Source organism: Mucilaginibacter sp., from assembly GCF_039921305.1.
GTDB lineage: Bacteria > Bacteroidota > Bacteroidia > Sphingobacteriales > Sphingobacteriaceae > Mucilaginibacter.
Map to the genome: position 1 here is coordinate 107,938 of NZ_JBDSCA010000039.1, position 21,341 is coordinate 129,278.

Annotated in this window: 32 protein-coding genes; 27 read left to right on the forward strand and 5 right to left on the reverse strand. The window is 39.9% G+C overall.

Annotated features, from left to right (window positions below; genetic code table 11):
- The first annotated feature begins 3 nt into the window (after positions 1-3).
- Positions 4-1,221, forward strand: coding sequence for a hybrid sensor histidine kinase/response regulator (locus ABIN91_RS10900; protein ID WP_348051129.1), 1,218 nt, complete (start codon positions 4-6; stop codon positions 1,219-1,221).
- 295 nt (positions 1,222-1,516) lie between these two features.
- Here the strand turns inward: ABIN91_RS10900 and ABIN91_RS10905 are convergent, their stop codons facing one another.
- The 5 genes from ABIN91_RS10905 to ABIN91_RS10925 all read right to left on the reverse strand — a co-directional run bounded on the left by ABIN91_RS10905 (position 1,517) and on the right by ABIN91_RS10925 (position 4,001).
- Complete coding sequence (locus ABIN91_RS10905) at positions 1,517-1,738, reverse strand: hypothetical protein (RefSeq protein ID WP_348051130.1); 222 nt, start codon at positions 1,736-1,738, stop codon at positions 1,517-1,519.
- Between the two features lie 198 nt (positions 1,739-1,936).
- Positions 1,937-2,359, reverse strand: coding sequence for a helix-turn-helix transcriptional regulator (locus ABIN91_RS10910; protein ID WP_348051131.1), 423 nt, complete (start codon positions 2,357-2,359; stop codon positions 1,937-1,939).
- A 4-nt stretch (positions 2,360-2,363) separates the two neighbouring features.
- A complete protein-coding gene (locus ABIN91_RS10915; protein WP_348051132.1) occupies positions 2,364-2,768 on the reverse strand; it encodes a hypothetical protein in 405 nt (134 codons plus the stop codon).
- 9 nt (positions 2,769-2,777) lie between these two features.
- Positions 2,778-3,230, reverse strand: coding sequence for a hypothetical protein (locus ABIN91_RS10920; RefSeq protein ID WP_348051133.1), 453 nt, complete (start codon positions 3,228-3,230; stop codon positions 2,778-2,780).
- Positions 3,231-3,233: 3 nt separating this feature from the next.
- Positions 3,234-4,001, reverse strand: coding sequence for a helix-turn-helix transcriptional regulator (locus tag ABIN91_RS10925; RefSeq protein ID WP_348051134.1), 768 nt, complete (start codon positions 3,999-4,001; stop codon positions 3,234-3,236).
- A gap of 132 nt (positions 4,002-4,133) precedes the next feature.
- On the opposite strand from ABIN91_RS10925, the gene ABIN91_RS10930 reads away from it, so the two are divergent.
- The 26 genes from ABIN91_RS10930 (at position 4,134) to ABIN91_RS11055 (ending at position 21,226) form a co-directional block, all read left to right on the forward strand.
- Positions 4,134-4,388 carry a LuxR C-terminal-related transcriptional regulator gene (locus ABIN91_RS10930; RefSeq protein WP_348051135.1) on the forward strand — a complete coding sequence of 85 codons (255 nt, stop codon included), beginning with the start codon at positions 4,134-4,136 and terminating at the stop codon, positions 4,386-4,388.
- Positions 4,389-4,392: 4 nt separating this feature from the next.
- A complete protein-coding gene (locus ABIN91_RS10935) occupies positions 4,393-4,602 on the forward strand; it encodes a hypothetical protein (RefSeq protein ID WP_348051136.1) in 210 nt (69 codons plus the stop codon).
- 2 nt (positions 4,603-4,604) lie between these two features.
- Positions 4,605-4,988: a hypothetical protein gene (locus ABIN91_RS10940; protein WP_348051137.1), complete on the forward strand. Its 384-nt coding sequence runs from the start codon at positions 4,605-4,607 to the stop codon at positions 4,986-4,988.
- The gene (locus ABIN91_RS10945; protein ID WP_348051138.1) at positions 4,985-5,173 is read left to right on the forward strand and encodes a hypothetical protein; all 189 of its coding nucleotides are present in this window, start codon (positions 4,985-4,987) and stop codon (positions 5,171-5,173) included. Before ABIN91_RS10940 ends, ABIN91_RS10945 begins: the two co-directional genes overlap by 4 nt.
- 1 nt (position 5,174) lies before the next feature.
- Positions 5,175-5,453 (forward strand): helix-turn-helix domain-containing protein, encoded by a 279-nt coding sequence (locus ABIN91_RS10950; protein ID WP_348051139.1) that lies wholly within the window; start codon positions 5,175-5,177, stop codon positions 5,451-5,453.
- Position 5,454: 1 nt separating this feature from the next.
- Positions 5,455-5,844, forward strand: coding sequence for a hypothetical protein (locus ABIN91_RS10955; RefSeq protein ID WP_348051140.1), 390 nt, complete (start codon positions 5,455-5,457; stop codon positions 5,842-5,844).
- A 9-nt stretch (positions 5,845-5,853) separates the two neighbouring features.
- A complete protein-coding gene (locus ABIN91_RS10960; RefSeq protein ID WP_348051141.1) occupies positions 5,854-6,696 on the forward strand; it encodes an AAA family ATPase in 843 nt (280 codons plus the stop codon).
- Between the two features lie 126 nt (positions 6,697-6,822).
- Entirely contained in the window at positions 6,823-7,722 is a 900-nt protein-coding gene (locus tag ABIN91_RS10965; protein ID WP_348051142.1) for a hypothetical protein, read from the forward strand.
- Positions 7,723-7,724: 2 nt separating this feature from the next.
- Positions 7,725-7,895, forward strand: a complete 171-nt coding sequence (locus tag ABIN91_RS10970) for a hypothetical protein (protein WP_348051143.1) — start codon at positions 7,725-7,727, stop codon at positions 7,893-7,895.
- Positions 7,896-7,924: 29 nt separating this feature from the next.
- Positions 7,925-8,113: a DUF3820 family protein gene (locus ABIN91_RS10975; RefSeq protein WP_348051144.1), complete on the forward strand. Its 189-nt coding sequence runs from the start codon at positions 7,925-7,927 to the stop codon at positions 8,111-8,113.
- Between the two features lie 223 nt (positions 8,114-8,336).
- Positions 8,337-8,696: a DUF3127 domain-containing protein gene (locus tag ABIN91_RS10980; RefSeq protein WP_348051145.1), complete on the forward strand. Its 360-nt coding sequence runs from the start codon at positions 8,337-8,339 to the stop codon at positions 8,694-8,696.
- A gap of 70 nt (positions 8,697-8,766) precedes the next feature.
- Positions 8,767-9,399 (forward strand): hypothetical protein, encoded by a 633-nt coding sequence (locus ABIN91_RS10985; RefSeq protein ID WP_348051146.1) that lies wholly within the window; start codon positions 8,767-8,769, stop codon positions 9,397-9,399.
- On the forward strand, positions 9,399-9,632 hold the full coding sequence (locus ABIN91_RS10990; RefSeq protein WP_348051147.1) for a hypothetical protein: 234 nt from the start codon (positions 9,399-9,401) through the stop codon (positions 9,630-9,632). The genes ABIN91_RS10985 and ABIN91_RS10990 overlap by 1 nt, the downstream gene beginning before the upstream one ends.
- A gap of 2 nt (positions 9,633-9,634) precedes the next feature.
- A complete protein-coding gene (locus ABIN91_RS10995) occupies positions 9,635-9,970 on the forward strand; it encodes a DUF4406 domain-containing protein (RefSeq protein WP_348051148.1) in 336 nt (111 codons plus the stop codon).
- Positions 9,961-11,490: a DNA methyltransferase gene (locus ABIN91_RS11000; protein WP_348051149.1), complete on the forward strand. Its 1,530-nt coding sequence runs from the start codon at positions 9,961-9,963 to the stop codon at positions 11,488-11,490. Before ABIN91_RS10995 ends, ABIN91_RS11000 begins: the two co-directional genes overlap by 10 nt.
- A 133-nt stretch (positions 11,491-11,623) precedes the next feature.
- A complete protein-coding gene (locus tag ABIN91_RS11005; RefSeq protein WP_348051150.1) occupies positions 11,624-12,658 on the forward strand; it encodes a DNA cytosine methyltransferase in 1,035 nt (344 codons plus the stop codon).
- Positions 12,655-12,912 (forward strand): hypothetical protein, encoded by a 258-nt coding sequence (locus ABIN91_RS11010; RefSeq protein WP_348051151.1) that lies wholly within the window; start codon positions 12,655-12,657, stop codon positions 12,910-12,912. Before ABIN91_RS11005 ends, ABIN91_RS11010 begins: the two co-directional genes overlap by 4 nt.
- Positions 12,913-13,087: 175 nt before the next feature.
- Complete coding sequence (locus ABIN91_RS11015; protein ID WP_348051152.1) at positions 13,088-13,297, forward strand: hypothetical protein; 210 nt, start codon at positions 13,088-13,090, stop codon at positions 13,295-13,297.
- A gap of 276 nt (positions 13,298-13,573) precedes the next feature.
- Positions 13,574-13,954: a hypothetical protein gene (locus ABIN91_RS11020; RefSeq protein WP_348051153.1), complete on the forward strand. Its 381-nt coding sequence runs from the start codon at positions 13,574-13,576 to the stop codon at positions 13,952-13,954.
- Positions 13,955-13,972: 18 nt separating this feature from the next.
- On the forward strand, positions 13,973-16,309 hold the full coding sequence (locus ABIN91_RS11025; RefSeq protein WP_348051154.1) for a DUF3987 domain-containing protein: 2,337 nt from the start codon (positions 13,973-13,975) through the stop codon (positions 16,307-16,309).
- A 253-nt stretch (positions 16,310-16,562) separates the two neighbouring features.
- Positions 16,563-17,915: a hypothetical protein gene (locus ABIN91_RS11030; RefSeq protein WP_348051155.1), complete on the forward strand. Its 1,353-nt coding sequence runs from the start codon at positions 16,563-16,565 to the stop codon at positions 17,913-17,915.
- Positions 17,916-18,230: 315 nt separating this feature from the next.
- The gene (locus ABIN91_RS11035; protein ID WP_348051156.1) at positions 18,231-18,425 is read left to right on the forward strand and encodes a hypothetical protein; all 195 of its coding nucleotides are present in this window, start codon (positions 18,231-18,233) and stop codon (positions 18,423-18,425) included.
- Positions 18,416-18,847: a hypothetical protein gene (locus ABIN91_RS11040; RefSeq protein WP_348051157.1), complete on the forward strand. Its 432-nt coding sequence runs from the start codon at positions 18,416-18,418 to the stop codon at positions 18,845-18,847. The genes ABIN91_RS11035 and ABIN91_RS11040 overlap by 10 nt, the downstream gene beginning before the upstream one ends.
- Before the next feature lie 3 nt (positions 18,848-18,850).
- Positions 18,851-19,279 (forward strand): hypothetical protein, encoded by a 429-nt coding sequence (locus ABIN91_RS11045; RefSeq protein WP_348051158.1) that lies wholly within the window; start codon positions 18,851-18,853, stop codon positions 19,277-19,279.
- Complete coding sequence (locus ABIN91_RS11050; protein WP_348051159.1) at positions 19,279-19,764, forward strand: terminase small subunit; 486 nt, start codon at positions 19,279-19,281, stop codon at positions 19,762-19,764. The genes ABIN91_RS11045 and ABIN91_RS11050 overlap by 1 nt, the downstream gene beginning before the upstream one ends.
- Complete coding sequence (locus tag ABIN91_RS11055; RefSeq protein ID WP_348051160.1) at positions 19,721-21,226, forward strand: PBSX family phage terminase large subunit; 1,506 nt, start codon at positions 19,721-19,723, stop codon at positions 21,224-21,226. Before ABIN91_RS11050 ends, ABIN91_RS11055 begins: the two co-directional genes overlap by 44 nt.
- Positions 21,227-21,341: the final 115 nt, after the last annotated feature.

Here is a 21,341-nt window from a genome sequence, read left to right on the forward strand (position 1 = left end):
GAGATGCCCGATACGAATCCGATCAAGATACTTTTAGTAGACGATAATGAAAATAACCTGCTATCCATGGAAGTGGTGTTGGAGCGCGAAGGTTACCTTTTTTCCAAAGCTACTTCCGGACGTGAAGCTTTAAGAATTCTGCTGAAGGAATCGGGTTTTTCACTCATCCTGTTGGATGTTAAAATGCCTATAATGGATGGTTATGAAACCGCAGAGCTCATTTATGAGCGGGATAAATTACGGCAGATTCCAATCATTTTTATCACCGCCCACGACTATGAGGAGGCTGCGGTGTTTAAAGGTTATAAAGCAGGCGCCGTAGACTTTATCCGTAAGCCTTTTAATTCAGAGCTATTGCGCTCCAAAGTAGGGGTATTTGCTGAGTTGTATAAAAAGACGCAGCTGTTACAGGAGCAAGAAGAAAAGCTGCTGGCTATCAATGACGACCTGATCAAACTCAATCAAAACCTAGAACAACGTGTGCTGGACCGCACACTCGAACTGGAAACTTTGAACCATGAACTCAAAGCGCTCAACCTGTCGAAAGACAAGTTTCTGTCAGTGATCTCGCATGACCTGCGAAACCCGTTAACCTCACTGTTAGCGTCGTCGGAAAACCTGACGCGCGACGCGGAAAAATTAAGACCAGATCAAATCAAACTTTTTTCGGGAATTATCAACCGGACTTCCAAGAAAATTTTGGAGCAGTTGAATGAGTTGGTTGAGTGGGCGAAGACACAGCGCGAAAAGGTTAATTTTTCGCCAGCGAAGTTACACTTGATGCGTGGTATCAGTGAGGCCCTGGAATTACTACGGCCAACAGCGGCCCAAAAAGAGATCGTATTTGACCATAATATCCCCAATGATATTTATGTCAATGCTGATGCGCTGATGCTACGCTCTATCTTGCAGAACCTGGTAACCAATGCGATCAAATTCACACCGTATGGCGGCCCGGCAATAACAGTGACAGCACAGCCGGTCGGGGACATGATCGAGATTTGTGTACAGGACTATGGTATAGGTATGTCTGATGAAGCCAAAGAGTTGATATTGACGGATGATCATACCCGATCTGTTTTAGGCACCAATCAGGAAAAAGGCAGCGGACTCGGTTTATTACTGGTGAAAGACTTCGTGCTACAGCACGGCGGACGAATCCAGGTTGACAGCCAACTGGGTAAAGGAACCTGTTTTAAATTTACGATGCCGAGAGTATGAGTAAGAAATACAGCACTCTAACTCGTTAGCTAACGTAGATTTTCATGCTCCCGAAAGGCCAGTTAGCCAAATATTAAATGATGTATTGCCATTCATTTTTTCCCGTTGGCCTCTGGTAACGCTACTCAATTGTTCAAATAACAGTAGGTCGCAGTTTTGATGAATAATGGTGTTGTGCGTGTTTAGAGTAATTAATCTAACCTTTATCTTTTGCCAGATTCATTCGCGCAAATAAAAATATCATTTTGGTGATTAATTCGCATAATCCTATTTTAAGACCGGTAAAAAGATAGATCTACATGGGGTCGAAAGTACCGAACTGCGCGACCAGTTCTTCCGGTGTCAATGCAGGAAGCTCCGCCATGATCATTTCATCTGGTGGTAAAGGCGCTTTAGGTACATCTTCATTTAACGCGCCGTGACTACTGATAATCAAAGTGATATAATCGAAATTGTATAAAATTCGGTAAGCTAATTTCGCAATAAGCATATGGTTACCGAATAGATTACCTATCATATTGCATCAGGTTGAACTTACTTGTAGTGGAAATCTTGCTTTAAACGCGGTTTTGGAGGGTTTTAAACAAAAATAGCCTTCTTTCGAAAGCTAAATTGTGACCCCTCAGGGATTAATCTGATATGTATAGATGATTTGATTGTCAGTTAGTTATGGTATAATTATATTTTTGGTGTAAGCGAAGTGTTACCTATATGCTCACTTGCCCTCAAGTTTCTCTATTTTCTTGTTCAGATTGTCAATCAGTTTTAGCATATAATTCTGATTTGCCTCCATCCTTTTAATGTAATCCTTAAGAGCTCCCAACTCCATGCTAATTGCATTCATATCTGTTATTAGGCTGGTCTTAGAAGGGTTCTTATCTATTGGCGATCCGTTCCCTGTAGATAGCCAATCTTGGTTAAGACCGTACTCCCTAACAAGCCGGGTGATAAACTCAAACCGAACCGGAAGCTTCCTTATTTCCATGTATGACAATGAGCTTTGCGCAATCTTCAGCTTCTTAGCGGCCTGGTTTTGGCTTTTATCAATATACTTCTCCCTGAAAATCTTTAAGCGGTTGGCAATCGCTGGGTCGTGTATGTCTCGGGGTATTCCTGATGTTGTTGATATGGTTGTCATGGGGCTAGTTGGTGGGTGTGTAGGTAAATTTAAACCAGAGATAGTCTGTGGGGCTTGTTTTTTTAAATTCATCTTCAAAATATAAGTTGTTTGAATAGGCAAAATCAAGTATTATTTTTATGTGCTCTGCTTGCTGTTCTCTTCTTTTTTCTTCCGTGTTCCATATATTAAGATACAAGCGTCCGGTTATCGGCGGCGCATCCAATACCCATGCGTTGACTCCTATATATACACAATCCTTAATCCTACAGCCAATACCATGACCAGATTTAAAGCCATTTTTAGGCCATAGGTTCGTACGCGGCAAGTAACTATCGTGTAATATATGCATCGCGGTATCGCGCACGGTGGCTATTATATCGCGCTGCCTTTCTCTATCTACCTGGGGGATGGTTATTCGTTTTGGCATGGCCCTATGTTATTCAGAATAAATTATTTTTCCGAGCCCTATAAGTTTTGCTACAGCAATCATGTTTGCAAAGCATATATTTTCAGTTTCTCCATTTTTACTATAGGCTACAGGATTGTAGGTCGGTTCGCTTTTTATCCAAGAGGCCATTTGTATCTTGCTATCGCTTTTGAATTTTGAACTAAGTACTACTTCGTTATCTTTAACTATAACATAAATAACTTGTTGCCCCCACTTTATCTTTATGGGTTCGCTAATTATTTGTCCAAACTGTTTATCCTTACTGGATATCATAAAATTACTTTGAACTAAAGCCTTGCCTGTCATTGCAAAGTTTTCAGCGGATGTTCTATTTGTTTTTAATATTACTTTTTGGGCTTTACGGAAAAGGATGCTATCTTGTTTCTGTGAAAAAGCTTTCACGGGAAACAACAGCGCAATTAAAATTATTAACTTTTTCATTTTCTATTTCATTTTAGGTCGTGTACGTTGCACAATTTGTATAACGCTAAATATCTGCTGCATATCTTCCAGTTTTAGCTGTTCATCTGGGTAATTGGGGTTAAGCGAATGTATCGTTACGATACCCTCTGCCACATCATGCGCGGCTATCTGCTTAATCAATATACCTTCAGTTTTATGAACGAATATCCAGTTTTTATAATTGTGTACATGCAGCTTTGTTTTCCATGAATCCCGATCAAGGTCACGACCAACTGCAATTCGGCCCGGGAATATACTTTCTTCAGCCAACTCAACAGTATCAAGGCATATCATACTATCCCCAACAACTTCAAAACCAATATAGGTTCCGTTTGGCTCTTTATCTACACCAATTAATATATCTTCCAAATCATCATAATATTCAGGATCAGCAAAACCTCGCATATACCCGGCATAAGCACGGGCGGGTACAATAGGAACGCGCATAGCCATCGTCCCATCTGGTAGGGTAATTATTTTCTCTGTTTTGTCTTCGTGATCCAGCGGGTTAGCGTATAGTCGGGTCGGGCTGGCTTCCAGACGGGGATTGGGGGAGGTTACCCATATTTCTTCCTCTGAAACATTAAATACTGACAGTATAGATGCTACCGTATCTCTTGACAAATTCTTCGAGCGGAAGTATTGGTATACCGTTTGACGTGTTACATCTAATGCTTTTGCAGCCCTATTTGCAGATATACCGCGTTTTTCAAGATATAATTTAAATCTTTCTCCTTGATAATCAATCATTTATAAATAATTGTAAATATTTATGCTTTAGTGTTTGTAAGTATGCAGTATTAATACTTACAATTTGTATTGTGCAACAGCAACAAAGATAAACATAAACATTAAACGCACATATAGCAAATATCTACTACAATGAAAATACTACCAACTACCTACGGTATTCCAAATATTGATTTTGAGGTCGATATTTTAACACCTCGAGAAATTGATATTTTTCAAAGAACACTTTTACCAGATAAGAACATCGCGCATGATCTTGGGATCAGTTACTATACCGTTTTGTCGCACTATAAAAGCATTCGCCAAAAGACCGGACTGTTAGATAAAATCCAAATTGGATGGTACTTAGGCTACGAATCAGGATTGCAAAAAAGACTAATCAATTAATTATATGGAAGTATTTGAAATGCCGGTAAAGATATCATGGACGACAATATTGTCTGATATGAAAGTGGGGGATAAGCTTACAGTTTCAGCAGATAAGCGATCTACAGTAGCATCGAGGATAAGCAGAGAAATAAAGCTAATGTGGCCGGAAAGGGAGTACCCAACTGACATGAAATCTGAACCAGGCAAAATGATAATCAAAAGAACCGCATAACCATGGCACAATTAGCACATAAAAAACCAAACCACGATCGCTTAAAGATAGCGCATAATGCACTGGACAGAATGATTGGCAAACTGAACTTTGTAAAGGTTCAGGACTGCGATCTGATTGATGGAGTGTATTACGTAAACTATACGTTGACATCGGCTTTCTCGGCACCGGATGACCTTTCTGTTGAGATTTCTCAGGCTGATTTTAAGAACTGGATACTATCGATCGAGGTAAACTACTGGCAGGCTTACCACATTGGTATGAGCGGCGAGGTTGAAAGTTACGAAACCCACGAAGCGGATTTAGATCAGTTTCTATCGGATAACAATTCTATATCAGATAATTACGGGATAATGAAAGAATATTTGGAGGATATAATATCATGAAGAATTACACCATTATACCAAACTCAGGACACCCATATACAAACATCCGCGAAGGACTGATGCACCCTGAAATAGGTATCCCATCACCCGCGCAACGTGGCGAAATTCTCTTACGAGTACTGCACACCAACGGCAGGGAAACACCATTGCCATTCTACAAACACGAAATACAGGAGGTTAAATAACATGGAAGGCATATCATTGGTAGAAACAAGTACGCTGGAAACACTGATCAGCGAAGTTCGCGGGCTAAGGGATACCGTATTATCTGGCAAACCAGATCGATACCTGAGTAGTTCAGACGCTGCCGCCATGATGGGATTTAGCGAAGTGTGGATATGCAATAACAAGCAACACATCGGCTATAGCACCATAGGAAAGTCTATAAGGTTCAAGGTCCGTGATATCGAGGCCTATATGGAAGCTAACTATTTTAAGATACAATCTAAAAGGAAGGGGAAGTAAAATGACAACACTACAGAAACACCAGGCATGGTTAGATACCAACCCTACCATAGCAGAACTCATAGCGTATTCAGCAAAGGTATTCAAGGCTGCTTATAGCGCTATTGACCGCATACAGTCTGCTTGCAAGCGCATCGTAACCCAGCGCCGGTTGTCAGAGCAGTACACTTGCAAGCCGAGGATAGCCAGCCCTGTTTACCCGGTATCATACAACCTGAATGACATTGGCACACGTGCGCATGAGCGCAGTCTTAACGAATGGTATTTGTGGTTAAATGGCGAGATAGGAAACATGTACGGGGTCGGTGAATTAATCGCCGAAATCGAAGCCGAATTGGGGCAGGAGCAGGCATTAGAGGAAGCATTAGAAATATTAAGTAAAACAAAGTAAAAAGTAATCATGGAATTAAAAAAAGCGACCAGGAGTCAGGTAAAACTTCGCCTGAACATATCAGCACCAAGCGGTGCCGGTAAAACATATTCAGCCTTACGCATGGCAAAAGGTCTGTGCGGAAGTTGGGATAAAATTGCTGTAATCGACACAGAGAATGAGTCCGCTAGTTTATATTCAAACCTTGGAGAGTTCAACACAATAGGACTTACTGCCCCATACACTCCTGAGAAATATATACAAGCTATTGAAGTATGTGAAAAGGCAGGTATGGAAGTGATTATACTTGATAGTACTACTCATGAATGGACCTGTATATTAGAAGAAAACGAATTACTCGCACAAGCAAAGTTCCGCGGCAACACATGGTCTGCCTGGTCAGTGACAACCCCGAGGCACGATAGGTTTGTAAACAAGGTATTACAATCAACCACTCACATTATTACTTGTACTCGCTCTAAAATGGAGACTGTAATGGGAGATGATAAAAAAGTTAAAAAGGTTGGCATGAAAGACCAGCAGCGGGAGGGATGGGAATATGAATTAACAGTATCCCTAAACATTGATCGCGATACGCATCTGGCTATCCCATCAAAAGATCGCACAAACTTATTTGAAGGTAAAAACCCATTTTTAATTACTGAGGAAACCGGAGAGCAGATCAAAAACTGGTGTGAAGATGGAGCCGCCCAAAAGTCAGGTGGTGAGAAATTGAAAGAAGCTTCAAGCCTTGTGGAGTTGGCTAATGTTTACAAGTCCCTACCGATTGCAGAACAAAAAGAGTTCATGAAATTAAAAGATGAGCTAAAGATAAAACTATCGCCACCCGAACTTAAATCTGCCGCCGCCTAATGCAATCGGCAAAGGAAGGTTTCTTTCAGTTCCAAGAAGCTGAATATTACCAAAGCGATGGATACGGTTTGAAAAGTCACATAATACTACCTGCCTTGAAAAAGAAGGTAGCTAAACCTAAAGGGAATGCAACAACTACCAATATTCAAAATTAGGGCCAGCGCAGCCAGTGAGATATTGGCAGGATCAATTGGGTTAAGTGAAGCGCAGTCAGCCAGGTTAGCTGATCTGTCCGCCCGCAAAGCCGACACCGCGGCAAAGCCTTTAACGCCAAATATGGATACCGAACTGGCAGCGTTGCTATACAAGAAAGCAAATCCTGAACTGCCAACTGGTGCAAAATCTTATTGTGAAAAATGGCTTAAAGAGCAACTGTACGACCGCCGTAAAAACTTTGCAAATAAGTATTTGGAAAAGGGGATAAGCTGTGAAGATGCCTCAATCGCATATGCTGCCGAAGCTTTAGGATGGGGGCAAGTTGCTAAAAACGAAGAGTGGTTTAGCGATGAGTGGATGGAAGGAACGCCTGATATAATTTGCGAGTTGTACAGTCGGGAAGTAGGCAGGGACAATGATATTATTGAAACTACAACCCCAACCATTATAGATATGAAGAACGTTTGGGATTGCTTCACCCTGCCATTATTCGAGGAAGAAATACCTACTGAGGGCTATGTAAAGCAATTACAGGTTTATATGCACATGGTATCACAAGAATACGGCGTTGAGTTCAACGATGCAATACTTTGTTACGCACTCATGGATGCGCCGGCAGATGTTATGCAAAAGGAAATGCGAAGGCTATCATGGGAGGAAGGACATCAAGGTTTAATCACTCCCGAAATCGGGGAGAGGGTTCGCAGGGAAATGACTTATTCCGATCTGCACGCTTCGCTTCGGTTGAAAACATTTATTGTTAAGCGCAACCCATCTATAATTGTTGAGCTAAAAATTAGAGTAGAAATGTGCAGGATTTATATATCCAAGTTGGTTGAATCTAAAAAATATTTACTGCAATCTGCGTAACCATGCCATACCAATTAACCAAAACGGGCACCATGCATTTAGAAATAGAACGTTTAGCCTCCGCCGCTGATGCCAAGTTAGAAGGCAGTTTGCGTGCCCTTGCCTTTAAACTTCAAGTCCAAATGGTTGATTTGAAATACGGCATAGGCTATCGGGATAAACTGATTGACTAATTAATTCAACAAGTTAGCAAACTGTAACTATGTACACCGACAACACACCAATGCCCTGGGGCAAGCATAAAGGAGTAGCACTGGCAAATGTGCCGGATGATTATTTGAAGTGGCTACATGTGGAGGGGAAAGCGCACGGAGATTTGAAACGGTACATTGAGGGTAATATGGCATCTATTAATACCAACATCAGTAAACAAGCGCAACGTGCCAGATAACCTACTAATCACCACCTACGAAATAACCGAAGCGGGGGATGTTCCTGTGGTAGTAACCACTTTTGAAATAATCGCCCCGCAGTTTGCAATTATTCTTATCAAATATTTGTTTGAAAAGATAAGTAGTTGTAACTTACATCGCCTTATGGCGACCTTACATTCCTATTAATAAACCGCCCATGTGGGCAAAAAACCGCCGAAAGGCATAAAACAATAAACAAGCATGGAAATAAAAGGCAAAGTACATGAAGTATCGCCAACCGTACAGGTTACGGATTCATTAAAAAAGAGGGAGCTAATCTTGGAATATATTGAAAACCCTCAATATCCTGAGTATATCAAGTTTGAAGCAATTCAGGATCGTTGCAGCTTGTTGGACAACGTTAAAGTCGGGGATGATATTGAGCTGTTTTTCAACTTGAAAGGCAGGCCGTGGACTGATAAGGCAGGCAAAAAAAGCTATTTCAACTCGCTGCATTTATGGAAGATAAATGTTTTTGGTAATGGCGCTGCTACACCAGAATATGCCGCTCCTGTTAACCTGAGCGCTGCTCCGGGTGATAATGATGACCTCCCTTTTTAACCTGTAATTAAATCTAATAGCCTGTATGGAAACATACGGGCTTAAGGCGGTAAAACACACCCAATAAATCATGAAAGATATTAACTCACTCCTTAACCTTTTTGTCAGTGACATGGATGCTTGGCAGGATTGGAGCAAATCCCCATTTAAGATTGATAATAAGGTATATGCCACTGATCAGCACACTATGGTAATTATACCGGACGAACACGCCCCAAATGCTGAACCACTAAAAGATTATGACCCTAAAAATATTCTTAGTATCATCCCTGAATCACGCCCTGCATTACAGACAATTACCACAAAACAGATACTCACCGCCCTAAAGGCTGTACCAACGGTGAGGGAGGATAAAGAGTGCAAGGCTTGCAAAGGTGAGGGTGAAGTAGAGTTTGAATTTTGCCATGAGGGTAGGGCATACACAACCGAATCCGATTGTCCACTATGTGATGGCGAAGGGACATTCCCTGATGAGGATGGAAAAGTTATCCCCGACCCAACTAAGTCAATCACTATAGGCAAATCTAATTTTGCACCTAAGTACATTAAGAAACTATATCAATTATGCCAGTTTTTTGACTTGACGGAAATTGATTTAGTTAGCCAGCCCACTGAAATGGCCGCTTCCTTATTTGAAAGGAATGGCATATCGTTCTTAGTTATGCCGGTGAAAGATGTTGAACCAGTTTACACAATAAAATAATGTCATTCCACAACCGCCTCTTAGAAACCCCCATCCCAGACACCGCTATACGTGTGGCGTTTCATACTTTGAAGGAAGGGGATATCTTCCTCATTGAACCTAACGGTAAAACCAGGCAGATAATTAAAAGGGAGTTTGATTTTGCAACAGTACGCAGATATGATGACTGGCTGGTACATTATACGTCCGGGAGTGAGGGGTGGGATAGGATGGTGATAAAAATAAATAAATGATTATGAAAATAGTATACATAGCTCACCCAATTGGTGGGGACGTAAAAAACAACATTGCTAAGGTTTTAGCAATTGTAAAGGATATAAACCTTACACATCCTGATGTGGTACCATTCGCTCCATACATAGTTGATTGTTTGGCCTTGGATGATTCTATACCAGAGCAACGTAAACGAGGCATGTCAAATAATGAACACTTTATCAGCAATAGGTTCATTGATGAGATTTGGTTATTCGGAGACAAAATAAGCGGTGGCATGCAGGCGGAAATTGAATTAGCATATCAGTTTAGCATTCCTGTTTATTCTAAATCGAAAGGGACTGCATTGTGGAAATAACCATTAAACAAGGCGACAACATCGAGCTGTTAAAGCAATACCCTGATAATTACTTTGATTCGGTTGTTACGGATTGCCCGTACGGATTAGGTAAAGAACCCGATGCATTAAAGTTGTTGCAGGATTGGATTGATCATGGATATCATGCCATTAAAGGCAAAGGATTCATGGGGAATGAATGGGATGCCTTTGTGCCACAACCTTTATTTTGGAAAGAAGTTTTCCGGGTTTTAAAGCCCGGTGGTTATGTATTGGCTTTTTTTGGTACCCGCACCTATGACTGGGGAACAATGGCAATTAGGTTGACTGGTTTTGAAATTAGGGATATGATAACTTGGCATTACGGCAGTGGATTTCCTAAGTCGTTGGATGTGAGTAAGCAGATGGATAAAATAGCGGGGGCGGAACGGGCTGAAATCGGAATAGGGAAAGCGGGTAGCGGAATGAACCCAGTAAAGGGTTTTGGTAAAAATACGACCAAAAGCAAATTAGCGAAGTGTTGCAGAAACTGTGGCAATGAGCTAAATAAAATAACGCATGCCGATTATAAATATGAATGCATTGATTGCGACGAAAGTTTTTTTGAATTTGAAACTGTAGATAAGGAAATATTTGTTGAGGCAAAAAAAGAATGGAGCATTACAGAACCTTCAACTGATGACGCCAAACAATGGGCAGGCTATGGTACCGCTATTAAGCCAGCCACAGAGCCCATATGCGTTGCCCGTAAGCCTATTGAGGGTACAGTTGCGAATAATATTTTAAAGTACGGTACCGGGGGGATTAATATTGATGGGTGTAGAATAGGTGAAGCTGGAGCGAGAAACAATGGAAGCAAACCTGATATTCAAGGGTATTCATCAAATCAGATTCATGGGAAATATAAGGCGACAGAACCCATTGATTATGAAATGGGCCGTTTCCCAGCCAACGTAATATTTGATCCTTATATGGCTGCGATACTTGATGAGCAAACGGGGGAGTTAACATCTGGTAAGCCTTCGGGTAAACGTAATGCTTCCAATAAAATTTATGGACAATATGCGCCGGGACAGGATGTAACAGGATTTGGTGACACCGGCGGAGCTTCCCGGTTCTTCTATTGTGCTAAAGCTTCACAAGATGAAAGGAATGCAGGATGTGAACATTTGATCAAGCAACAGGGCGGCATGGTATCAAATACGTCGGGCCAACACATGACGCGCAGAGATGAGGGCGGTATGCCTGATCCTGTTGCCAACTTCCACCCAACCGTTAAGCCGATATCCCTAATTCGCTACCTGCAACGGTTGGTTACTCCTAAAGGGGGCAAATGCCTTGACCCTTATGCAGGCAGTGGTACCAGTGGTTGCGCGGCGGCTTTTGAAGATATAGGCGAAATAGTTCTTATGGAAATGATGCCTGAATATTTGCCAATCATTGAAGCCCGCACTAAGTACTGGCAAAAGAAAGCAAACAGGGAAAGGTATATACAGGAGTTAAAAGATTCGCAAACTTCTTTATTCGACGCCGTAGCATGACATTCCTCCAAATCAAGCACCAAGAGTTAGCCTACGCTGAAAAACACGGCTTGCATACCTTGAAAAGGGTGGTGGAGGATGCGATTAAGCAGGTGGGTGGAGGGGTTTTAGTTAATAAACAATTGAAATTATTTTGAAAGATAAAAATGTGGATAATACCGAACACACACAAAATGTACTCAGCCTATGCCCAGGAATACTTGGACTCGAAAGAGGCATTGAAAGAGGAATTCGAGCCGTTACAACAAGTTGGGATATTCCACTCCGGGGAAATAAAGCGATCAACGTTGTCGCTTATGTGGAAATCGAAGCCTTTATCATTGCAAACTTGGTTGGACAAATGGAAGCGGGCATATTGGATGCCGCACCTATTTGGACGAACGTTAAAACATTCGATGCACTCCCATTTCGTAACAAAGTACACGGAATCATTGGAGGATATCCGTGCCAGCCATTCAGCCTCTCAGGAGAACGAAAGGGTACTGAAGACCCTCGACACCTTTGGCCGTATATACTTGAACAGATTAAAATCATTGGACCGGAATGGGTTTTCTTTGAAAATGTCGGAGGGCACCTTAGTTTGGGATATGCAGAAGTACGAAGAAGCTTATCAGATATTGGTTACCGAGTTGAGGAAGGAATCTTTACTGCGGAGGAAGTTGGCGCACCCCATAGACGAGAGCGGCTCTTTATTTTCGGAGTTATGGAAAACGCCGGTATCCTCGGATGGGGAAGGCGGAATAATAGAAATACGAAACGGAGCGAATGCGAAATACAAACTGAGGGATCAGGCACCGCACTGGAGAACCCCGACAGCCCAAAAAGCAACAGGGCCATCAGGAAGCGGCTTCAGCCCGTCGATAATGGATCAACTGAAACAATGGCCAACCCCAGCGACACGGGATTGGCGCAGTGGGGAGAGCAATATGCACGATCAGAATTCCAGGCCATTGAACGAAATGGTAGTTTTGAATTCCCGACAGGACAAGGGCGCTACCAATACGAATGGGAAGAGCCCCGTACGATTGAATCCAGCATGGTCTATACAATTAATGGGTACAACTTTACAGAAGACCTTCACCGCGCTATTGGTAATTCGGTTGTGGAGCAAACAGCAGAAATAGCATTTGTTAGTTTATTAAAAAAACATATAGCAGCACAATCATGACCATAATAGACCGCTACATCCAAAACAACCAACGCCGCCCCGCAGCTACGGTTGCCGCCGAACTTGGCGTATCAGAGGCGCATGTACAGTGCCGTAGACTTATGTTGTTTGACTATAAAACGGCAACATATACATTCGATGCGCAGGAAGAAATACAAGCCTTAGTTTCGCTCATAGCAGAGCGGGGTTCAGGGTGGGCGGTTGATATTGCTTTTCAGCGTATTAGGCAACTCGATAAACTTGCTTGGCTTTAACCAAACAAATATTTGTTTAAATAGATAACTTTCACTACACTTGTTAACGGTTGGCTCCTTAAAAGAAATTCACTTATTACCTCCTGTATGTCGCCTGTTACGCTCGTACCAGATAAGACGCCAACCTTTAGACAGCAGGGGGTAATAAATAATTAAAAACCTAAATATAATTATTATGGAAGAATTTAAAGTTGTTGATATCGTGCAATCCGATTGCGGGTATTATGGCGAAATAATAAAAATTGATGGTACCTATAACGCAATATTCTCTATTCAAGTAGACAGGCCACTTGACGGGGATTCCGATACCTTAATGATAAAAAGATCAGACTCCAACCTTGGCCAGTTCAAAAGTAAAGAGGTTGTAAATAAATTTCCGTGGTAATATTTCCTCCTTTAAATAAATGGGGCATAGACCCAGATGGCAACTTTCGCCAACGGCTTAAAAAAGGCAATTGGGCTGTCGGGTTAAATGGAGATATATGCTTTGATGGGTATTATCAGATTCAACACGGTAGACTAAAGGAGCCTGAATGGTTTATACACCTAATGAGCAAAGACTGGTTTGACTTTAACGAGTTTATGCCGATATATCTCCAGGCCTATATTAATGCCCGCATAAAGGAAATAACATTTATTACACACTATTAAAACCACCTATATGACTGAAGAACAATTAGCTACCGCTACCGAAGACGAGGTAAAAGATTTTATCAGACTAATCCTTATTAAGGATGGAGTTATAGGTATAAAAGATCGTTACCGTTTTGATATGTCCGGATATGAAACAACGACGGGTGAATGCACGATTAATAACATGGCGATACTAAACAAATTCGCTTTTTTAGGTCTTTACGATTATACTAACTTTCTTTTTTTGGATTTCTATAAGGGAACCCCAACATTGTATTTTGAGTATTTATATTCTGGAGATGGCGGTTTAAATAGCCTAAAATTTTCCGGGTATACTACAACTGAAATAATATATGAAGTACTAAAAGTTACTGTCCTTTCAGGAAAAGGAACACGAAGACGTAATTAAATAATCAACATCTCGAACATGAAGACAGATTTAGGGAAGTGCAAGAAGTTATTAGATTCAGGCCTGAGTTTGGTATGTGTCGGAAACAATAAAATACCAAACTTCCCCTGGAAGGATAAGCAAACCTCGCAATACTCTAAAGATATTTTTGAAAAAGACTACAATTATTCGGGTGGTATAATCAAGAAAAATGGCGAAGAAATACCGGCAACAGCCGGAGTTGGTATTATTACAGGGTTTAATGGCCTCGAGGTTTTCGATATTGATTTAAAAATATTTAAGACTTTAAAAGAGCAACAGGACTTTTGGGCAGAATACATTTCGTTTTTAAGAGATAATATTTTAGATTTTGATGATAAATTCGTTATATACAAAACCATAAACGGCGGATATCACATATTGTACCAGTGTGCAGTAATTGGCGGTAATGCAAAAATCGCAAAGCTTAAAGGGCATTCAGAAGCTATAATAGAAACCCGAGGCATAGGTGGGTATGTTTTCGTTTATGAAAACAAAGTATCTAAGAAATCTTATTTCGAGTTACAAGAAATATCTCAACTTGACCGTGAAGTTTTATTTTCAGTAAGTAAATATTATGATTATGTCGAAGAAAAAGATATATTAATACCAGAGAAGCTTTATGTAGAAACCAATACCAGTGAAACTACACCATGGTCAGATTACAATAATAAAACGTCAATATTTGATGTTATTGGATCTGAATTTGATATTATAAAACAGCTTAGTGACAAATACATTATTCGAAGACATGGTGCAACGTCACCCCATAGCGGATATGTCTATAAAAACAGCGGATGCATGTACCTTTTTAGTACTGGCACCATTTACCCTAACGAAAAATTAATTAGCCCGTTCACTGCGTTCACCTATAAATATCATAATAAAGATTTTAGTTCTGCTGCAAAAGATATTTATAAAAAAGGATTCGGTTCCAGGGTAATAAAGGTAGTTCCTGAACTGCAAATTGATCCACCTGTGGACTATGGTAATATTGAATTCCCTTTAGATATTTTTCCAAAAGAGATTCAAAACTATATGATACAATGCCGAGATACGCTTGATAACTCAATTGATTATATGGGTTGTTCATTCCTGTGGATGCTGTCTGTTATAATTGGCAATAGTGTAAAGATTCAGGTAAAGCCTGGCTGGGTTGAACCTGCTACGGTTTGGATGACAGTTGTTGGTAAAGCCGGTATTGGAAAAACTCCATCAATATCGAGTATTGTTTTCCCCCTTCAAAAGGAAAATAATCGCGAGATAAAAAAATTCGTAAAGTCTTATGATAAGTTCAACGAGTTTATGGAGCTTGATAAAAAAGATAGGGAGAATACGGAACAGATAAAAAGGCCTAAGAAAACACAATTTATTGCTGATGACATCACCCTTGAGGCTTTGGTGGATTTACATGAAGAAAACAAAAATTCTGTCGGTGTATTCAAAGATGAATTGGCCGGTTGGATCAAGGATATGAATAAATACCGAGCCGGTTCTGATCTTGAATTCTGGCTTTCTACTTGGTCTGCAAAATCTGTTTCACTAAACCGAAAAACAGCAAAGTCCGCATTCGTAGCGCATCCGCTAATACCTGTTCTCGGCGGTATTCAACCTGGCATATTCGATTCTTTTTATAATGATGAAAATAAGGATAATGGCTTTATTGACCGTATGCTTTTATGTTATCCCGATTTAACAGTAGAGGAATACAATGATAGAGAATTAGACTTCAGTACTATCAATTGGTATAACGATTATATGGTTGCCTTTTATAATAACATTAAGCAGTTAGTTGTAGAATTCGATACCGACGATGAAATAAAGCCTATGATAGCAATTATGGATAGCGAGGCTAAGATTGAATGGAAGCGTATATTTAATAAAATAACCGCGCAACAGAACGATGACGGCGAAAACGAATATATGAAATCGATGCTACCTAAGCAGAAATCATACATTCCAAGGTTTGCTTTACTAATTAGCTGTGTTACAAAATTCAATAACTCAGAAAGCAAGGATAGGTTAACCCATATATGCAAATCAGATTTGATAGCCGCAGAAAAACTAAGCGACTATTTTATTAAAATGGCTAAAAAGATAAAAATATCGTCTACTGAGATCAATGATATTAAGCAGATGTTGAGATTGAACGTAAGCAAACCTAAGCATGAACAATTTTTAGCGCTTTACCAGGTAAACCCTAATTTAAACCGGTCAGAGGTTGCAGAAAAATTAGGAGTTAGCCGAAAGACAATTCAACAGTGGGTAAATAAGTGTAACCCAACTGTAACCCAGGTTACACCTAAAAATGTATTAAAAAGTGTTGTAAATAGTTGATAATTAATATTTTAATGGAAGTGTAACCATAGGTTACAGGTTACACCCCCCCTCTTAGTATATTATATTTTTTAAAATTTAAAAAGGTAGTATCTAAATTAAAAATTAAAAAAAATACATTTTTAACAAGGTTACAGGTTGCACTTACATAAAAAACGCATTTATAATATCTAAAACAAGGTATTTTCAATTAAAACAGGGTTACAGTTAGGTTACACAAAGGTTACACGATGGTTACACCAATCAGTCAAAAATGAAGATTCTAAGAGATTACCAGATTAAAAACGCTACTGAAGGGACAGCAATACTTAAAGAGTTGGGGGTGGTTTACCTGGCTATGCAGGTTAGGACCGGAAAAACCGCCACGGCATTAGAAATTGCAAATCAATATGGTGCTATTAATGTTATTTTTTCCACAAAGAAAAAAGTTATTCAGTCAATAATTGATGATTATAATGACTTTGGGTACCTGTTTAAATTAACTGTTATCAATGATGAGTCTTTACATACCGTTGACGGTGATTTTGATTTGTTTATACATGATGAGCATCATCGCTGCGGATCGTTCCCGAAGCCTGGCATAAGTACTAAGAATTTAAAAGAAAGGTTTTCACACCTGCCAATGATATTTTTATCTGGTTCGCCACATCCAGAATCATTTTCACAGATTTTCCATCAATTTTGGATTTCAGATAAATCTCCTTTCAATCATTATAAAAATTTTTACCAATGGTTTAACGGGATGGAATTTGTGAAAACTACTTTTGATGTTGGCTATGGGGATGTAAATAACTATTCAAATAACGAAGAATCAATCTATAAGTACTATGCAGTACAGTTAAGAAAAATAGCTAAAGATGATCCGTTATATGATATTAAACAAAGTAAAATAGCTACTGAGCGTTTTGTAGCTATTCAGCAAATGAATAGAGCAAACGAAAGCCTAAAGAGCATAGTGGAACCATACATGATAAAGTTTACCCAGGCAGATGCTGGTTTTGAATCAGTAGTAAATGAAACTGTACTGCATTGCAAAATGAAAGATGTAACCTATAAAATTATATCTAAGTTAAAAAAAGATAAGGTAGTTCAGGGTAATACAGAGGTTATATTAGCTGATACACCGGCTAAGACAATGAGTAAAATTCATCAACTATCATCCGGTACGGTTAAGTTTGAGAGCGGTAATTCTGCTGTTATAGATGACTCAAAGGCTGTATTCATTAAAGAAAAGTTCATTGGTAAGAAATTAGGTATATTCTACAAGTTCCAGGAAGAACTACAAATGCTAAAGTCCGTATTTGGACAATACCTATGTTCAGACTTAGAAACTTTCAATACCACTGATAAAAGTATCGCGTTGCAGATCGTTTCAGGAAGAGAGGGTATATCACTTCAAAATGCTGACTATCTAGTTTACTTAAACCTTGACTTTTCGAGCTTGTCATATTGGCAAAGCCGAGATAGACTAACCACTATGGAACGTAAAAGTAATGATGTGTTCTGGATATTCTCAGAGGGGGGGATTGAGGACTATATTTATAATTCGGTAGTAAAAAAGAAAGATTATACACTCTCAGTATTTAAAAAACAATTTCTACAATAATGTCAAGCAAGTTCAAAAGTAAGGTAAAGATAGAATATGAAAAAAATGGGTATAAGGTTATTTCCCTTATCCGATTATCGGAAAGTGGCATAACAGACCTTATGTGCCTTAAAGATGGAAACGCTTTGTTCATTGAATGTAAAGAGGCTGGCGATACACTGAAGCCCTTACAGAAATACAAAATTGACCAATTAATAAAGGATGGTTTTATTGCGTTTTGCCTTAAAGATGGGCATGGACAAATCTACCCGCCGCCACTTTAACCAAATATTTGTTTGAAAAGATTAAATACATTACCTTTACTTTCATGTAAGCATGACCAACCTAACCCAACCAATCACAAACTATTTCAACAACATGAAACCAGGTGATATCATAACCATAGCCAAAGCCAATAACCCGGCAGCGCTTATAGCAGCGGCAAAGGAGTACATCGATCTGTACGGACCAACGATTATAGAGTTTAGCGCGGATAACACTAAAATTAGGAGGATAGAAGGATGGGTTTGAAAGCATGGGGGTTGAGGATAGGGAATTTGGTAACATCAAAGCAATGGAAAGGCAGCCATGCTATAGATGGCGTCGAAAGCATCGAAGAATGTTTTAAAGTTTTGGTAAAGGGATATTATCACGAATGCATAGCAGGCAAATATTTTGACCTTGATACAATTCCACTAACTCCTGAATGGCTAATTAAATTTGGCTTTATCCGTTCATCATCAACATCTGAACTTTGGTCATACGGCAATACGATGTTGATCTGGAAAACAGAATACGAATCTGATATGCTGGATAATTATTATGAATTCAGATTTGGTATTACCAGTAGTTACGGGGCTCATAGGCAGGTAAGATTGGATTATGTCCACCAATTACAAAACTTAACTTTCATTTTAACTGGTGAAGAATTAACTATAAAGGAGAACATATAAACCATGGGCTTAAAATTATCAACAGTAGCTAAGGTGCTACAGAAACAATCGCCTGAGCAATACCAGGCCGCTGTTAAGATGTGTGAGCCGATGCTGGCACAGCCAACTATTATTCCAGCTATTCACAAGGCCATCAAAGATACTTATCCGGATATGGATCGTACTGACGAAAGCATCATGTTCGCCGCTTGTGTGTATTCTGCATACTCTCCAGCTTCTCTTCTATCACCAGGTATAGAGCGCGCCCCAAATGGTATTCGTAAAGTTATGTGTGAGGTGATGCAATGGCAAGATGCACCGGTTGTAAATTATTATACCAGCATAGCATCTGCCTACTTAAAAAATCCAAAGTTTAAAGATAGGGTTAGCGCGGTGTTGTTAGGATTTGAGCAGTTTAGTGTTAGGAGTAATCAAATTGAATTATTCGGATAATGGCAGCACCTATTGGTAATCAGTTTTGGATGCAGCGGTCAAAGCATGGCAGAGATAAGCTATTTGCTTCACCGTCCCTATTATGGGGCGCTGCATGCGAATATTTTGAATGGTGTGTAGCAAATCCAATTGTTGACCCTCGATCATTTGGTGGGAAGCAGAAAATACAGCGTCCGTTTACAATGCAGGGATTGTGCCTTTACCTGAATTGCAACACTGCTTACTTTAGGGTTTTCAAGAGTAGACTTGAAGAAACAGAAGAAATTGATCAAGATTTTGACACGGTCATTACGTGTATAGAAGAAACCGTTTACCAGCAGAAGTTTGAAAATGCTGCCATTGGCGTTTATAATCAAAATATAATTGCCAGGGATTTAGGTTTGGTTGACAAACAGGATATCAAAAAAGATATGAAGGTGACTGGTGTTTTTGAGATTGGTTATGACGACGAAGATGATATCGACACCGACGAAGACGAACAATAATCCCCGTATCAAGTTCAAGAAAGGTATTTTCAATAATATCTATTGGCACTTGCGCAAGGCGTTTAAAAATCCGCTGATCAGGTTTATCTGGTGTTATGGCGGTTCATCGGCAGCCAAAACATATTCCACCGTTCAATGCATCATCACCGGCATGATGGAAAATCGGGATGAGAACACAATGGTGATAAGAAAGTTCGCCGTTGATATAAAAGATTCAATTTACAGCGATTTTACATCAATCATTTCTAAATGGAAGCTTACCGATCAGTTTATAATTCAACAGAATTTCATTAAATGTAAGCGAACCGGTTCGTTTGTTCGGTTTCGTGGTTTAGATGATAGCGAGAAAATAAAGGGTTTAAGTGGTTTTAAGCGAGTCGTGCTCGAAGAGGTGTCTCAGTTCGAGCAAACTGATTTAAAGCAGATACGTAAGCGCTTACGTGGTAAAGCAGGGCAGCAGATCATTGGCATCTTTAATCCTATTAGTGAAGAGCATTGGATTAAGAAAGAAATATTTGATAAAGAGTCGCTATTGGATGTGGATAGTGACATATCAGGTTACCAGGTAAACGAAAAAGGCAACCTGGTGATCATGAAAACCAATTACCTTGACAATATTTTCATTGTTGGCAGGTGGGCAGTAAATGAAGCTGGAGAACTGGTACAGATTGGTGGTTTTGTCGATCAGCACACCATAGATGATTTTGAAAAGGATAAGATTGATGATTATGAGTACTACCGGATATATGCCCTGGGGGAATGGGGAAAACTCGTAACTGGTGGTGAGTTCTGGAAGAAATTTAAGACCGCTGATCACGTAAATAAAAACGGATGGGATAAGTCATCCCCGATTTGGTTATCATGCGATGAGAACGTTAATCCATACCTGCCGTGGACTGTTTGGCAGATCAAAGGCAAGCATGCGCAACAAATTGATGAGATATTCTTATCTGACCCTAAAAATAGGATCCCGGATTCGGCGGCCGAGTTCTCAAAGCGTTACCCATTAGGTGAGGTTGCCGGTCTATTTGTCGGGGGAGATCGCACCAGTTGGAAAGATGATGTTAAGAAAATCAAGGGTGAAAACTACTTTACTGATATTATGAGTGCATTGAAGGATTACCGGCCGGTATTGAAGCTGCAGTCAGTTAACCCAAGCGTTGTTCAGTCTGCAAATTTTGTCAATGAGATATTTGCAGGAGATAGCGCATCGGGGGTCACCATTGGTATATCTGATGGATGCAAGAAGTCAATTTACGACTATCAGTACACCCAGGAAAATTCTGATGGTACTGTTTACAAAAAGTTGGTTAAGCATCCAATAACTAAAATAACATACCAGGAGTTCGGGCATGCTTCGGACTGTATGAGGTACCTCATAACCCACAACTTTTCTGCCGAATACCTTGCCTTCATCAACAAGAAGAAAGGGCTTGGCGTACGTGCGCTCTCAGGGGTGTAATAATAAATTCAAACAAATATTTGTTTAAAAAGATAATGTTCAGTATATTTGAATTACCGAACTGCGGCGGTAAATAAGAACTTTTAAGATCAGTCTTTAGCTTAGTAGAGCCCGC